Origin of the sequence: Streptomyces sp. NPDC017979, assembly GCF_044328175.1 — a bacterium.
Classification (GTDB): Bacteria; Actinomycetota; Actinomycetes; order Streptomycetales; family Streptomycetaceae; genus Streptomyces.
This window is the reverse complement of sequence record NZ_JBIRGU010000001.1, coordinates 778,144-792,900: the sequence shown is the minus strand read 5'-3', so window position 1 is coordinate 792,900 and position 14,757 is coordinate 778,144. Positions and strand designations below refer to the sequence as shown.

The following is a 14,757-nucleotide window of genomic DNA, read 5'->3' as shown; positions in this document are numbered from 1 at the left end:
ACGCACCAGACCCCGCCAGACCCGCCCAAAGGGCGAACGACGCTCTTTTGAAGACACTCCCTAGGCCCTCCTCTCCGGCGGGGCGCCGCCCGGGTGCGCCAGGCGCTGCGGGAGCCCCCTTGCCCGGCGTGCACAGCTGTGCTTCAAGGGAACGCGGGTGTGCCGCATCACCGGTACGGCACCCCCGTCAGTCGAGGCCGCGGGGGAGCTGCACGCAGAACTTGTCGGGCGACGGCCACGGGACGGGCCACTTCGTCGGCGGGAGCGGGACGCACCATTCGGTCGGGCGGGGGGACGGTTCGTCCGGCTTGGGCGTGGGCTTGGGCACCGGCGGCGGTACGACCGGCTCGCTCGGCTTCGGCGTGGGCCTGGGCGTCGGGTCCGGGCTCGGCGTCGCGGTCGGTTCCGCCGGCTTCGGCATCGGGACCGGCGGCACCGAAGGCACGGGCGGCACCGTCGGTTTGCCGGACAGCTTGCTGCGGAACACACCTGACGATTTGGGGTTGTCATCACACTGCCAGACGCCGTGCGGACAGTAGTCCGTGATGGTCTGATAGAGCGGCTCGTGCTTCTCGATCCAGTCGAGCATGCCCCGCATGTACTCCGGGTTGTCCCCGTTCCGGAACAGCCCCCACTCCGGGTACGAGATCTCCTTGCCGTGCTCGCGCGCGAACGCGACCTGGTCGCGCAGCCCGTAGGGCGCCGACGCCTGCTCCTCGAAGGTGCGGCCGGGGGCCTGGTCGTAGGAGTCCATGCCGATGATGTCGACGACGTCGTCACCGGGGTAGCACTCGGTCCACGGGATCGCGTCCTTCCCGCGGTTCGGTGCGAAGTCGAAGCGGAACGACTGCCCCGGCACCGAGCGCATCGCCGCCACGATGCGCTGCCAGTACGCCTTCCACGCCGCCGGATCCGGCCCGCACCGGTGGGTGTACGTGACGCCGTTCATCTCCCAGCCGAGCACGACCACGGTGTCCGGCACCCCCAGGTCGACCAGGCGCTGGGCCAGGGTGCGGAAGTGCCGGTCGAACTGCCCGTCCGCGCCCGCCCGCAGCAGCCGGCGCACCTCGTGGTCCGGCACCCGGGCCTCGTTCCGCTCCAGCATGGGCACGTTGAGGACGAACATCCGGTCCTTCGCGCCCTTGCGCCAGCGCGCCCAGTCGTCGAGGAAGTCGACGTTGCCCTCGATGCCGCCCCAGACGTCGCCGGGCAGGTAGGTGTGACCGACCTTCAGTTTCGTGCCGCCGAGCCAGCGCGAGAGCTCCGCCATGCGCCGCGGGCCGGCCGCGCCGTAGTCGACGTACGCGCCCAGGGCGACTTCGCCGTGGTCCCGCTCCTCGGCGCTGGCCGTACCCGTCCCGCCCGCTCCCACGCCGGCGAAGACGCCCGCGGAGACGAGGAGGGAGGCGGTGACCGTGCTGACACAGGCGCCGGTGGCGGTACGGCGGTGCCCTCGCTTCATGGGTTCTCCCTGACTGGAATGCGAACTGACGGCTTGTTCGAAGACCGTAGGCAGAAAGTCCTATTAATGGGCGTTCTGGGGGAGCGTTGCTAGGCCATCCGCGAACACGTCCGCGCCCCGAGGGGCCATCCAGGTGAAAGTTGTGACGTCCATGCCACCGTTCGACGCCGAGGTCCCCGCGCTCGTCCTGCGCCTCGACCGGAACCCCTTTCACCACGGCACCCTCGGTGCCGTCAGATCGCTGGGGCGCGCCGGCGTCGAGGTGCACGCGGTGGTGGAGTCGGTCCGCAGCCCGGTCGCCCGCTCCCGCCATCTGAGCCGGGTCCACCCCGCGCCGCGGTGGGCCGCCCCGGACCCCGACGCCTTCGTGGACCTGCTGCTCGCCGTCTCCGAACGGATCGGCCGGCGCGCGGTGCTGATCCCGATGGACGACCTCGGCGCCGTACTCACCGCCGCCAGCGCGCCCCGGCTCGCCGAGCGCTACCTGTTCCCCGCGCTGCCGCCCGCCCTGCCCGGGCTCCTCGCAGACAAGGGCGAACTCGCCGCCGTGTGCCGGGCCGCCGGCGTCGCACACCCGCAGACCGTGGTCCCGCACGGCGCCGCGGAGACGGCCGACGCCGTGGCGCGGCTCGGGCTGCCGCTGGTCGCCAAGTGGAGCCGGCCGTGGCTGCTGCCGCCCGCGGCCGGGCTGCGCAGCACCTGTCTGGTCCGCTCGCCGGCCGAAGCCCGGGCGCTGTACGAACGCGGCGCCGGCACGGGCGCCGGGCTGCTGCTCCAGCGCTACCTGCCCGACGCACCGGACGGCGACTGGTTCTTCCACGGCTACGTCGACGCGCACGCCGCGTGCCTCGCCGGCGGCAGCGGGCGCAAGGAGTTGTCGTGGCCGCTGCGCACGGGACTGACCGCCAAGGGGCGCTGGCAGCCGAACGCGGAGGTGGTGGCGGCGGCGCTGCGGCTGGTCGCGCACGTCGGCTACCGGGGCGTCATCGACCTCGACTTCCGGCGCGACGCGGGGACCGGCGCGTACTCGCTGCTCGATGCCAATCCCCGGCCCGGCGCGCAGTTCCGCCTCTTCACCGGGCCCGACGGCACCGACGTCGTACGCGCCCTGTACCTGGACCTGACCGGGCAGCCGGTGCCGGCGCGGGCGGAGCGGCCCGGGCGGGTCTTCGTCGCGGAGAACTACGCGCTGCTGGCGACGGCCGCGGGCGGCCGGTGGCGGTCCGCGCGTGCGCCCCGGGGCGCCGGCGTGGAGACCGCCTGGTACGCCGCCGACGACCCGCGGCCCTTCCTCGCGATGGCGGGCGCCTGGTTGGGGCGTGGGTTCGCGAAGGGGGCGGGCCGGACGGCGTCGGCCCTCCGCGGCCCCCGCGTCCCGCCGCCGCGCATCGCCGTCACCCCTGAAGCCCAGCCGACGCAGCACTGACGTGAAGGAACCTCACATGTACGACGTGGCAGTCATCGGCGCCGGCCCCTACGGGCTGTCCGTCGCCGCGCACGCGGCCGTCGCCGGAATGCGCCTGAAGGTCTTCGGGCGGCCGATGGCCACCTGGCGGGACCACATGCCGGCGGGCATGTTCCTCAAGTCCGAGCCCTGGGCGTCGAACCTGAGCGACCCGGCCGCGGACCACACCCTCGCCCGCTACGGCGCACGTGCCGGCTTCGCGACGGAGCACGGCCGGCCGCTGCCGATCGGCGCGTTCACGGCGTACGGCCGCTGGTTCGCCGAGCACGCGGTCCCCGAGGTCGACGAGCGGACGGTGACCCGCGTCGCCCGGCTCGACGGCCCGGGCGGCGGCTTCGCCGTGCACACCGCCGACGGGGACGTGGTCACGGCGCGCACGGCGGTCGTCGCCGTCGGACTGCTGCCGTTCGCCCGCGTGCCGAGCGAACTCGCCGGGCTCGGGCGGGAGCACGTCTGCCACAGCACCGGCCTGCGCGACCTGAGCGGCTTCCGCGACCGGGACGTCACCGTCGTCGGCGCCGGCCAGGCCGCCCTGGAGACGGCGACGCTGCTGGCGGAGACCGGCGCCCGGCCCCGGCTGGTGGCCCGGGCCCACGCGCTGAACTGGAACACCCTGCCCGTGCCCCGGGCGCGCGCCCCGCACCGCAAGCTGCGGACCCCGCTCAGCGGGCTCGGCTCCGGCTGGCGGAGCTGGGCGTACTCCGAACTCCCCTGGGCCGTACGCCACCTGTCCGCGGCCAAGCGCGAACACATCGCCCGCACCGCGCTCGGGCCGGCCGGCGCGTGGTGGCTCAGGGAGCGCTACGAGGGCACGGTCCCGCAACTGCTCGGGCACGCGCTGGGCGGGGCGCGGGTGGTGGACGGGCGGGTCCGGCTGACGCTGGCCGGGCGCGGCGGTCCGGTGGCCGTGGACACCGACCACGTGGTCGCCGCGACCGGCTTCACGCCCGACCTCGACCGGCTCGCCCTCCTCGACCCACCGCTGCGGGCCGGGCTGGCGACGGTGGGCGCGGGGCGGGCGCCGGAGCTGAGCGGGGCCTTCGAGTCGTCGTGCGCGGGGCTGTTCTTCGCGGGGTTGCTGGCGGCGCCGTCGTTCGGGCCGTCGATGCGGTTCGTGTACGGGGCGGAGTTCACGGCGCCGCGGTTGGTGACGGGCCTCCGCACCCGCCTCCGCGCCGCCGCCCCTCTTCCGCCGCGCCAGCGGCCCCGCCCGCGGGCGTCGGTGTAACGCACGGGTTCCCCGCGCGGCCCCGCAAAGAAGACCATCGCCGTTTCCTCACCGGAGCGTTCTCGACTGCGGGTCGGTTGTGGGTTGCTCGCGCAGTTCCGCCCCCTATGCCCTTTGGGCATAGGGGGCGGAACTGCGTGGAATGAGCCCGGCCGCAGTCGGTGGAGTTCCCGCGGGGCCGCGGTGGGTGGGGTGCGGGCCGGCGGGGAGGGTGCGGCCCGCCGCGGTCCATTCGCGCATGAGTTGTTCGTAGATCGGCGTGGTGCCCGCGGGCGGCGCCGCCCGCGGAAGGGGCTGGACGCGCTGCCAACGGGGATTCCCGGGAGTCCTTGCCATATGGCGGCCAACGCCGCCCCCCGCGCCCAAGTCACTGAGCACGCGGGGGCACGGAGTAGCGCAGGAACGGTTTTTCGAGGCATCTGGGGAGTGTTTACGCGCACGGGGCAGCACGGCCCGCGCGCGCAGGGGATCGCGGTGACGGCGCGTGCGCCGTGCGGGGCGGCCCGTAGGGGTGCACATCGCGCGACACGCCCCGGGTGGACGAGCCCAGGGAGCGGTCCGCGGCGGAAAAGGGCGTGATCATACGGAAAACCGGCTTCATGAGGGGACCGATCATGCGACGTATGGCCTCCGCGCTGCTGCTGTCGGCGCTCGCGCTCGGCGCGTCGGGCTGCCAGGGCGCGTCCGACGACCGTACGGGCGCGACTTCGGCGCCGCCGGGGCCCGCCGCGGTGGCCGACGCCGCCCTGGACCGGCCCGACGGAAGGGGCCCCGACGGAAAGGGCCCGGGCGGCCCCCCTCGCGCCGCCTGGCTCGGCGACGCGGTCGACCTGGGCGGCCGGGCGTCCGGCGAGCACCTGCGGATGACGGTGGGCGGCTACGTCGACCCGGCCGTCCCCGTGCCCAAGGAGAAGCCGTCCGACGGCCGCCGCTGGATCGGCGTCGACGTCGCTCTGCTGAACGTGGGCGGCAGCCGCTACGACGCCCGCCGCACCACCGCCTGGGTCACCGATGACGAAGGAAAGCGCCACACCGCCATTTCCACGGCCGTCAAGGAATTCACCACCGGAACTCCGCTGAAATGGAACACCCTTGCGGTGGGTGAACAATTGGAAGGCTGGCTGGTGTTCGACGTGCCCGAAGAAGCGCGGGTCACTCGATTCCACAGCACACTCGGCAAGACGACCGTCACGTGGCTGCTCCAACATCCGCCATCCAGGTGAACGCAGGAGGCTGACAAGCCCGTCAGGGCACTAGGGTGCCGAGCCATGAGCACTGCGAACAGCACCAAAAACACCGTCCGGCGCAGCCACTTGGGCACCCTTTCCGTACTCGCCTGGACCGGTGACCCCGATGCCGGACACGACATGCCCTATCTCCTCGTCTATTCCCTCGGCGACGGCGACGGAAATGACGAGGAGCGCACCGCGGCCGTGCTCGGAATGATCGACGAATGCGGTCTCAAGGTCGGCGACATGACGGATGCGACGCCGTCTTCCGTGAACTCCCCGATCCGGCTGCTCGTCGAAGGCGGTCAGGCGGTCCTCAACATGCCCTACCTCAGCGCCCAGTGCCCCGCGCCCGAGGAGTGGCTGGCCGCGGCGGACGGGCGGGGGCACGCGCACCTCATCGTCGCGAGCCGCCCCTGGCCGGAGGCGACCCCCGGGCAGCCGGTCACCGAGGAGACGCTCCAGGCGTTCCTGGGCACCGAGGAAGCGCTGCTGTCCTCCGCCCACGTGCTGCTGCGCGTCAGCGAACTGCGCACCTGAGCGGCCACGCGTAGGCCCCCGTACGGCCCTCAGCGCGCCGTGAACGCGAACGGCAGCGACCGCACCCGGTTGTCGAAGCTGGAGTCGACCAGCTCGGCCGGGCCGGTCGCCCGCAGCCCCTCCGTACGGGACAGCAGGGCGCCGAAGAGCGCCTTCATCTCCTGGCGCGCCAGGTGGGCGCCCAGGCAGTAGTGCGGGCCGCCGCCCCCGTACCCCAGGTGCGGGTTGGGGGAGCGGGTGATGTCGAAGGCGTCGGGGGAGTCGAAGACCGCCTCGTCGCGATTGGCCGAGGCGTAGAAGAGCACCACCTTCTCGCCCGGGCGGAAGGCCCGTCCGCCGAGTTCGCACTCGGCGACCACCGTGCGCCGGAACTGGATGATCGGCGTGGAGTGGCGCACGATCTCGTCCACCGCGCCGTCCGCGTACCGCTCGAAGTCCGTTTCGAGCAGGGCGCACTGACCGGGGTGGTCGGTCAGCAGGACGAGGCCGTGGGCGATCGCGTTGCGGGTCGTCTCCACCCCGGCGACCAGCAGCAGCGAGAAGAACGCGCCGAGTTGGCGCGCGGAGAGCGCCTGGCCGTCGACGTCGGCGGTGACCAGCGCTGAGATCAGGTCGTCCGCGGGGGCCCGTCGGCGCTCGCGCGCCAGCTTCGCCATCACCACGTGGAGGTGGGCCAGGGCGCGCAGCCCGCGGCCGGGCACCCGCAGCCGGCGCCGCGCGACGCCCGCCTGGGCCGATGCCTCGTCGATCCGATGGGCGATCTCGACGCGGTGGTCGGCCGGGATCCCCATCAGGTCGCAGATGATCTGGAACGGCATCCGGGAGGCGACGGCCGCCACGAAGTCCGTCGGCCGGTCCCGCAGCACCTCGTCCACGATGCGGTCGGCCACCGCCCGCACGTTGTCCTCGGCCGCGGCCAGCAGCCGCGGAGTGAAGGCGCGGGCCACGACCTTGCGCAGCGCCGCGTGCTTCGGGTCGTCCAGGTTCACCATGGAGTCGCCGAAGACGGCCTTGACCCAGGCCGCGGGCTCGGGGGTGGTGACGCCGGGCGCGCTGGCGAAGCGGCGCGGGTCGCGGCTGGCCTCCTGGACGTCGGCATGGCGCACGAGGGCGTGGAAGCCGCCCGCGCCCTTGCCCCTGCGCCCGTTCGCCGCGCCGAAGCGCACCGGGGCGTCCAGGGTGCGCAGCAGCGCGAAGGTCTCCAGCCGGCGGGCGCGCGGCAGCGCCCAGAACGAGGCGTCGGCGAGGTCGACGTCCGCGAGCCGGAGCGGAGGCGTCGGTACAGGGGCGGGGGCGGTGGGGGTCGGAGTGGCCACGGCGGTCGAACCTCCTCGGGTCGGGGCCGCCATGGTGGACCACAACTGGGGTGTTTTATGAACCCCTTGGGGTCGTACGGGCGTTTCCTGAACTTCATTGTGTTTGCCGGGTATTGCTGCATTCGAGGGAATGGTGTGCTGGTCCGGTCGGCCCGCCCGTTTCGAGGCGCCCGCGTTTGAGCACCGGCGTCCCCGTGCCCGTGCCGGGCGCGCCGGTGGCGCCGGCTCACGCCGCGGCCCGAACTGTTCGGACGGTCGGAGCCGGTGTTGCCCCCGAGGTGGCGCTGCGTGCGCCGACGCCGCAGGGCGCGCCCGCCGTCGACGTCCCGCTCGGCCGAGTCGTCCGGCGCCGTCGGAGTCCGGGGCGACTGTCGTACCGGTCGCACCGTCCGTACCACTCGTATGAGGAACCCTTTCGCGGTCGCCTCGTTGACAGGGGGGCGCATCACCCCGTCATTCGCGAACCAGACGAAAGGGCGAATCCATGCGCACCTCAGATCAACCCGGCGCGATCCGTCGCACCCGGCGCTTCGCGCTGCGCACGCTCTTCACCATCGGCGTGGTCGGGGGCACGGCGGGCGCCCTCGCGCCGCTCGTGCGCCACGAAGGCGAGCGGACCGCGGCACCCGACGCGACCGAGCGTTTCGCGGAGACGTACCGGGGCCGGCGCATCGAGGGCTCGGCGACCGTGCTGGTCCCCGCGCGCCGCGCCACCGGCACCGCACGGGCGAGCGCCGTCGAGCACACCGTCGAGGTGCGGATCGACGGCCGCCCGCTGCACGTCATGCGCCGGGCCGACGGCAGCTATCTGAGCGCGGTGAACCACTACGAGTCGTTCCCGACGCTGCGCGCTGCGGCGCGCGCGGCCGTCGACGACCTGGGCACCGCCCGCCTCGCCGAGACCCCGGCGCACGCCCTGTGAGGCGAAAGGAGCCACGACCATGAGAAGCGCAACGAGAACCGACGCCGCCGAGCGGGTGCCCGTCCGCAAGAACCAGCGGGACCTGACCCCGGTCGAGAAGCGGCGCCTGGTGGACGCGCTGCTGGAGTTGAAGAAGTCCGGCCGGTACGACGACTTCGTCGACCTGCACGGCGAGTTCTACGTGACCGACGGCGAGCGCCGCCCGCGGGCCGCCCACATGACGCCGTCGTTCTTCCCCTGGCACCGCCGCTACCTGCTGGAGTTCGAGCGGGCGCTCCAGGAGGTCGACGAGCGGGTGACCGTCCCGTACTGGGACTGGACGGTCGACTCCTCGCCCACCTCGTCGCTGTGGGCGGACGACTTCCTCGGCGGCACCGGCCGCAGCGGCGACCGCCAGGTGATGACCGGCCCCTTCGCACACCGCAACGGCGGTTGGCGGATCAACTCCGGTGCCTTGGACGGCCGTTTCCTCACCCGCGATCTGGGGCGCCCGGCCGACCCGCTGACCCTGCCGACCCGGGACGACGTCGCCCGGGCGCTGAGTCAGTCGCAGTACGACGAGCAGCCCTGGGACTCCACCGCGCGGGGCGGGTTCCGCAATGCCATGGAGGGGTGGGCCGCCGGCACCCCCGAGCGCTGGCGGATGCACAACCGCGTGCACCGCTGGGTCGGCGGGCTGATGCTGGGCGCGAGTTCGCCGAACGACCCGGTGTTCTGGCTGCACCACGCCTACGTCGACCTGCTGTGGGCGCGCTGGCAGCAGGCCCAGCCGCGCGCCGGCTACCTGCCGCGCACCCCGCTGCCGTCGGGCGAACCGCAGCACGGCCGGGTGTACGCGCTGACGGAGGCGCTGCCGCCGTGGGGCGACGCGCCGGTGGCGCTGCTGGACCACACCCGCTGGTACCGCTACGGGTAGCCGACCCCGGACACAGGCCGAGGGCCTGTCCTTCCGACCCGGGTGGATCGGAAGGACAGGCCCTCGGTGCGGTTCGGCTCAGTAGGCGCCGTGGCCGCCACCGTTCACGCAGGTGTTGCCGAACGCGGGGTTCAGCAGCCCGACCACGTCGATGGTGTTGCCGCAGACGTTCACCGGGATGTTGACGGGCACCTGGACGACGTTGCCCGACAGGACGCCCGGGGAGTTGGCGGCGGCACCGTGCGCTCCGGCGTCCGCAACGGCCAGGCCGGCGCCGCCGACCAGGACGGCGCCGGACCCGGCGACGACGGCAGCGGCCTTCGCGATACGCGACATCAGTTCTCCTTGCACATACAGGACATCGGCCGCATAGTTTGCGACCTTCACGTTGACAACGCGATACCCCGTAGGTGGTAACGGATCATCGGCGAACTGATCGTCTGTGCGAGTGGCCGAGGGGCCGTGACCCCGTGCGGGGCCCGGCCGTTGCCCGGGCATGGAGAACCAGAAGCAGCAGAACCGTAGGAGGGCGGCCGTCGTGTGCGCCCTCGCACTCGCGGCGCTGGGCGGCGCGGGCGCGGGCGCGCACGCCGCCCCGGGCGCACCGACGGCCACCGCCGGCGGCCACAGCGCCGGCGAGGTCGACCGCAACATGCTCAAGCCGCCGCCCGGTGGCGTGCTCGCGCCCGTCACGGACCTCGCCGGCGGACTGCTGCCGGGCTGACCGGCGGGCCCTCAGGCGCTCGGGGTGCGCCGGACGGACCGGCCGGCCAGGACGTCCGTGCGCACCCCGTCGTACATCGCGAACCGCCCGTCGACCAGGACGTACGGAATGCCCGTCGGCAGGGTGCGCGGCGCGTCGAAGGTGGAGCCGGCGGCGACCGTCGCCGGGTCGAAGAGCACCAGGTCCGCGCGGTAGCCCTCGCGCACCAGGCCCCGGTCCGCGAGCCGCAGCCGGGCGGCCGGCCGCGAGGTCAGGTGGGCGACGGTCTCCTCCAGCGAGAGGATGCCCAACTCGCGGGCGTAACGGCCCAGGTAGTGCGGGAAGGTGCCGTACGCGCGCGGGTGCGGCTTGGCGCCCTGGAGGATGCCGTCGCTACCGCCGGTGTGGACCCGGTGGCGCATGATCGCCCGGACGTTCTCCTCGTGGCCGACGTGCTGGAGGATCGTGGAGCCGAGCCGGTCGTCGAGCAGCAGCCGGCGGGCGGTGACCCACGGCGTCTCGCCGCGGTCCTTCGCGGACTGCTCGATGGTCCGGCCGACGTACGAGGTCAGTTCCGGCCGGCTCACCCCGGAGATCTCGATGGTCTCCCACTCCATCGGCACGCCGTGGCAGCCGTCGGAGCCGATCTCCTCCAGGTGGTGGCGGATCTTCTCGGCCGTCTCGTCGTCCGCCAACCGCGCCAGCAGTGCGTCGGGGCCGCCCTCGCTCGCCCAACTCGGCAGCGTCGCCACCAGGGTGGTGGAGCCCGGGGTGTACGGATACGTGTCCAGCGAGATGTCGGCGCCCTCCGCGAGGGCCGCGTCCAGCAGCTCCAGCAGGTCGCCGGCCCTGCCCTTGTTCACGCCGAAGTTCATGGTGGCGTGGGCGAGGTGGAGGGCGCAGCCGGCCTCCCGGGTGAGCTGGACCATCTCCTCGTACGCCTGGAGCGCACCGGCGCCGTAGGAGCGGTGGTGCGGGCAGTAGTAGCCGTCGTAGCGGGCCACCACCCGGCAGAGCTCGGTCAGTTCGGCGGCCGGCGCGTACATCCCGGGGGTGTAGGTCAGCCCGGACGACATGCCGACGGCGCCCTGCTCCAGGCCCTCGGCGACGAGCTGCTTCATCCGGGTCAGCTCGGCGTCGGTGGCGGGGCGGTCGTCCCAGCCCACCGCGAACATCCGCACCGTGCCCTGGGGGACGAGGTAGGCGGCGTTCACCGCGATGCCGCGGTCGAGGCGGTCCAGGTACTCGCCGACGGTGCGCCAGTCGAAGTCGACGGATTCGTCGCCCGGGGCGCCGCCGTTCCAGCCGGCGATGCTGCGGCGCACGCCCTCCAGGGTGCGGTCGTCGACCGGGGCGTACGACAGGCCGTCCTGGCCGAGGACTTCGAGGGTGACGCCCTGGGCCACCTTCGCCTCGTGTCCGGGGTCGCGCAGCAGGGCCAGGTCGCTGTGGGCGTGCATGTCGATGAAGCCGGGCGCGAGGGCCAGCCCGGCCGCGTCGATGGTGCGGGTGTTGGGGGCGAGGGCGGGGGCCGGGTCGCCTTCGCGCCGGATCGCGACGATCCGGCCCTCCCGCACGTGCACGTCGGCCCGGTAGGAGGCGGCGCCGCTGCCGTCGATGACGCGCGTGTCCTGGATGAGGAGGTCCATGTCGGTGCCGCCTGTCTCAGAAGAAGGTGCGGATGTAGTCGATGACCGTGCCGTCCGCCTCGACGAGCGGGATGAGCTGCCACTTGTCGAAGGCCGTGCAGGGGTGCGACAGGCCCATGCCGATCCAGTCGCCCACTTCCAGGTCGACGTCAGGCTCGGTGCGCACCCAGCCGTGCTGGTCGGACAGGCCGCTGACCTCGATGTCGGTGGCGGGGCGCAGCTCGCCGGTGCGGGCGTCCCGCACCACCTGCGCCTCGGGCAGGTCCAGGTCGTACGCGGCGTCCCGCTTGCCCGCGTTGAGGAACGCCTGGGTGGGGCTCGGTCGGGAGACGACCTGGGCCCACAGCCGCAGCGCGGGCTGGAGGGCGCCCTCCTCGGGGACCCGGTTGAAGGGGGTCAGATGGCGGTAGTGGCCGTCGTCGTGCGAGACGTACGCGCCCGAGCGCAGCAGCTTCAGGACCGGCCGGGACAGCGCCGGGACCTCGGCGAAGACGTCCGCGACGGCGTCGAACCAGGCGCTGCCGCCGGCGCTGATCACCACGTCGTCGCTGTCGGCGAAGCGGCCGGCGGCGTCGAAGTCGGCCGTCAGTGCGACCAGTCGGCGCAGCCAGGCGCGGACGTTGTCGCCGTCGGCGTTCGGCACTTCGCCCTCGTAGCCGACGACGCCGACCAGCCGCAGCGTGGTGACGGCGGCGACCGCGTCGGCGACGGCGGCGCACTCGGCCTCCGTACGGGCTCCGGTACGGGCGCCTTCGCCGGCGCCCAGCTCCACGACGACGTCGACCGGGCGGGTGGCGCCGGCGGCGGTGAGGGCCTGGTCCATCAGTTCGACGCCGCGCACGGAGTCCACGTAGGCGATGAAGCGGAAGTCGGGGTCGCGGTTGAGTTCGCCGGCGAGCCAGCGCAGGGCGGCGGCGTCCACGATCTCGTTGGCGAGGAAGATCCGCTGGATGCCGTGGGCCCGGTAGACGCGGACCTGGTGCGGTACGGCGGCGGTGATGCCCCAGGCGCCGCGCTCCAACTGGCGGGTGAAGAGCTGGGGCGACATGGAGGTCTTGCCGTGCGGGGCGAAGGCGAGGCCGTGGCGCTCGGAGTAGGTCTGGAGGAGGTCGAGGTTGTGCTCGACGGACTCGGCGGAGAGCGCGAGGACGGGGGTGGTGAAGCCGCCGGTGAAGAGGGAGCGCCGCTCGGCCGCCAGCTCGGCAACGGTCAGTCCGTCCGCGTCGGGCGGCAGCGCCTTGAAGCGGTGGTCGACCCGTTCGTGGCGGAGTTGGCCCAGCTGATCGGCGGGCATGGACGCCTCCTCGGTTCCTGCGTTGCATTGTCTGCAACGACCATTGCGTATATCGCTCGGTGCTGTCTAACATCCGGCCGAGCGTCGGGTCAATGGATCCGGCGGCCCCAGACACCGCGAGGAGCCCCAGGGTGAGCAGCGTGAACGGACCGGACGTACCGCCCGCAGCGGACGTCACCCAGGCGGTCACGGACGTGATCTGCCTCGGCGAGTCCATGGTCACGTTCCTGCCCTCCCGCCCCGGGCGCCTCGCCGACGTCCCGTCCTTCACCCGCGCCATCGGCGGCGCCGAGTCCAACGTGGCCTGCGCGCTCGCCGCGGCCGGACTCCGCACCCGCTGGGTCAGCCGGGTCGGCACGGACGGCTTCGGCGACCACCTGGTGGCGACGATCTCCGGCTACGGCGTCGACACCTCCGCCGTGGCCCGCGACCGCACCCGCCCCACCGGCGTCTACTTCCGCACCGCGGCCGACCGCGCCGCCGACGGCCACGAGGTGGTCTACTACCGCGCCGGCTCCGCCGCCTCCGCGATGTCGCCCGCCACCGTCGCCGACGACCTCGTCGACGGCGGCCGGGTGCTCCACCTCACCGGCATCACCGCCGCCCTGTCCGCCGACTGCCTCGCGCTGCTGCGCCGTCTGCTGCGGCCCCGCGCGGACCGACCGCTGATCTCCTTCGACGTCAACCACCGGCCGCGGCTGTGGTCCGGCGCCGAAGGGCCGGAGGTCCTGCTCGACCTCGCCCGCGGCGCCGACCTCGTCTTCGTCGGCGAGGACGAGGCCGAAGCCGCCTGGGGCATCAGCGGGCCCGCCGCGATCCGCGCCGCGCTGCCGGAGCCGGCGGTGCTGGTGGTCAAGCAGGGTGCGGCCGGCGCGACGGCCTTCGCCCGGGAAGGCGCCGGGGACGGCGCCGGAGACGTGGTGGCCTTCGTGCCCGCGCCGAGCGTGGAGGTCGTCGCCGCCGTCGGCGCGGGCGACGCCTTCGCCGCCGGCTACCTCGCCGCGACCCTGCGCGGACTGCCGCTGCGCGACCGGCTCCGACACGGCCACCTGACCGCCGCCGCCGTACTCACGGTGCCGGAGGACCTGGGCAGACCGCCCGCGACCGAGCGGGCCGACCGCCTGGCCGCACTGGACGACGCGGCCTGGGGGAGACTGCGTCTCGGCCCCGGCTGGACCTCAGCCGAGGATGAGGAGGTACGTACGCCATGAGCCAGACCGTCGACCGCGCGCTCAGCATCCTTCCGCTGCTCGCGCAAGGCCCCGCCGACCTCGGACAGGTCGCGCAGCGCCTCGACGTCCACAAGTCCACCGCGCTGCGGCTGCTGCGTACGCTCCACGACCACGGACTGGTCTTCCGACAGCAGGACCAGCGCTACCGGCTGGGCGCCCGGCTCTTCGCGCTCGCCCAGGAGGCGATCGAGAACCTGGACGTGCGGGAGGTCGCCCACTCCCACCTCGTCACCCTCAACGAGCAGATCGGACACACCGTCCACCTCGCCGTGTACGAGGAGAGCGAGGTGCTCTACATCGACAAGGTGGAGAGCCGCTACCCGGTCCGGATGTACTCCCGGATCGGCAAGCCGGTCGCGATCACCGTCGCCGCGGTGGCGAAGCTGCTCCTCGCCGACCTGAGCGAGACCGAGCGGCGGATCATCGCCGAGAAGCTCGACTACCCCCTCTACACCCCCCGTTCGACGCCGAACGCCGCCGCCTTCCTCAAGGAGTTGGCGATCGTGCGCGAACAGGGCTGGGCCACCGACCTCGGCGGCCACGAGGAGTCCATCAACTGCATCGGCGCGCCCATCCGCGGCGCCGACGGCAAGGTGGTGGCCGCGATGTCGGTCTCCGCGCCGAACGTGGTCGTCACCGCCGACGAACTCCTCACGCTGCTCCCGCTCGTGCGGCGCACGGCCGATGCGATCAGCCGGGAGTACTCGGGCGCGGTCACCCCGCACTGACGCCCGCGTCGCACTCGCATCCGTACCCGCATCCGAACCACCCGCCACCCACCCTCAGATAGGAACCGAAGAA

Annotated in this window: 14 protein-coding genes; 9 read left to right on the top strand and 5 right to left on the bottom strand. The window is 73.4% G+C overall.

What is annotated here, in order from left to right:
* Positions 1-187: 187 nt before the first annotated feature.
* Positions 188-1,462 (bottom strand): glycoside hydrolase family 26 protein, encoded by a 1,275-nt coding sequence (locus ACH4E8_RS03360; protein ID WP_398443864.1) that lies wholly within the window; start codon positions 1,460-1,462, stop codon positions 188-190.
* A gap of 151 nt (positions 1,463-1,613) precedes the next feature.
* Here ACH4E8_RS03360 and ACH4E8_RS03355 point away from each other — a divergent pair, with 151 nt between their 5' ends.
* The 4 genes from ACH4E8_RS03355 to ACH4E8_RS03340 all read left to right on the top strand — a co-directional run bounded on the left by ACH4E8_RS03355 (position 1,614) and on the right by ACH4E8_RS03340 (position 5,924).
* On the top strand, positions 1,614-2,888 hold the full coding sequence (locus ACH4E8_RS03355; RefSeq protein WP_398444715.1) for an ATP-grasp domain-containing protein: 1,275 nt from the start codon (positions 1,614-1,616) through the stop codon (positions 2,886-2,888).
* A gap of 16 nt (positions 2,889-2,904) precedes the next feature.
* Positions 2,905-4,155, top strand: a complete 1,251-nt coding sequence (locus ACH4E8_RS03350; protein ID WP_398443862.1) for an NAD(P)-binding domain-containing protein — start codon at positions 2,905-2,907, stop codon at positions 4,153-4,155.
* A 614-nt stretch (positions 4,156-4,769) separates the two neighbouring features.
* On the top strand, positions 4,770-5,378 hold the full coding sequence (locus tag ACH4E8_RS03345) for a DUF4352 domain-containing protein (protein WP_398443861.1): 609 nt from the start codon (positions 4,770-4,772) through the stop codon (positions 5,376-5,378).
* A 45-nt stretch (positions 5,379-5,423) separates the two neighbouring features.
* A complete protein-coding gene (locus ACH4E8_RS03340) occupies positions 5,424-5,924 on the top strand; it encodes a DUF5949 family protein (RefSeq protein ID WP_398443859.1) in 501 nt (166 codons plus the stop codon).
* 29 nt (positions 5,925-5,953) lie between these two features.
* Here ACH4E8_RS03340 and ACH4E8_RS03335 read toward each other — a convergent pair whose 3' ends face one another.
* Positions 5,954-7,273, bottom strand: coding sequence for a cytochrome P450 (locus ACH4E8_RS03335; protein WP_398443857.1), 1,320 nt, complete (start codon positions 7,271-7,273; stop codon positions 5,954-5,956).
* Positions 7,274-7,724: 451 nt separating this feature from the next.
* Here ACH4E8_RS03335 and ACH4E8_RS03330 point away from each other — a divergent pair, with 451 nt between their 5' ends.
* Both ACH4E8_RS03330 and ACH4E8_RS03325 read left to right on the top strand, forming a co-directional pair.
* Positions 7,725-8,162, top strand: a complete 438-nt coding sequence (locus ACH4E8_RS03330) for a tyrosinase family oxidase copper chaperone (RefSeq protein WP_398443855.1) — start codon at positions 7,725-7,727, stop codon at positions 8,160-8,162.
* A 55-nt stretch (positions 8,163-8,217) separates the two neighbouring features.
* Positions 8,218-9,078, top strand: coding sequence for a tyrosinase family protein (locus ACH4E8_RS03325; protein ID WP_398444713.1), 861 nt, complete (start codon positions 8,218-8,220; stop codon positions 9,076-9,078).
* Positions 9,079-9,156: 78 nt separating this feature from the next.
* On the opposite strand, the gene ACH4E8_RS03320 is transcribed toward ACH4E8_RS03325, so the two are convergent.
* Entirely contained in the window at positions 9,157-9,414 is a 258-nt protein-coding gene (locus ACH4E8_RS03320; protein WP_398443853.1) for a chaplin, read from the bottom strand.
* Positions 9,415-9,574: 160 nt separating this feature from the next.
* On the opposite strand from ACH4E8_RS03320, the gene ACH4E8_RS03315 reads away from it, so the two are divergent.
* Positions 9,575-9,802, top strand: a complete 228-nt coding sequence (locus ACH4E8_RS03315) for a hypothetical protein (RefSeq protein WP_398443851.1) — start codon at positions 9,575-9,577, stop codon at positions 9,800-9,802.
* A gap of 11 nt (positions 9,803-9,813) precedes the next feature.
* Here ACH4E8_RS03315 and ACH4E8_RS03310 read toward each other — a convergent pair whose 3' ends face one another.
* Together ACH4E8_RS03310 and ACH4E8_RS03305 are read right to left on the bottom strand one after the other, a co-directional pair.
* Positions 9,814-11,430, bottom strand: coding sequence for an amidohydrolase family protein (locus ACH4E8_RS03310; protein ID WP_398443849.1), 1,617 nt, complete (start codon positions 11,428-11,430; stop codon positions 9,814-9,816).
* 16 nt (positions 11,431-11,446) lie between these two features.
* Positions 11,447-12,724, bottom strand: a complete 1,278-nt coding sequence (locus tag ACH4E8_RS03305; protein ID WP_398443847.1) for an amino acid deaminase — start codon at positions 12,722-12,724, stop codon at positions 11,447-11,449.
* Between the two features lie 140 nt (positions 12,725-12,864).
* Between ACH4E8_RS03305 and ACH4E8_RS03300 the strand changes: the two genes are divergently transcribed.
* Positions 12,865-13,935, top strand: coding sequence for a sugar kinase (locus tag ACH4E8_RS03300; protein WP_398444711.1), 1,071 nt, complete (start codon positions 12,865-12,867; stop codon positions 13,933-13,935).
* Positions 13,932-14,684 carry an IclR family transcriptional regulator gene (locus tag ACH4E8_RS03295; protein WP_398443844.1) on the top strand — a complete coding sequence of 251 codons (753 nt, stop codon included), beginning with the start codon at positions 13,932-13,934 and terminating at the stop codon, positions 14,682-14,684. The genes ACH4E8_RS03300 and ACH4E8_RS03295 overlap by 4 nt, the downstream gene beginning before the upstream one ends.
* The last annotated feature ends 73 nt before the right edge of the window (positions 14,685-14,757 follow it).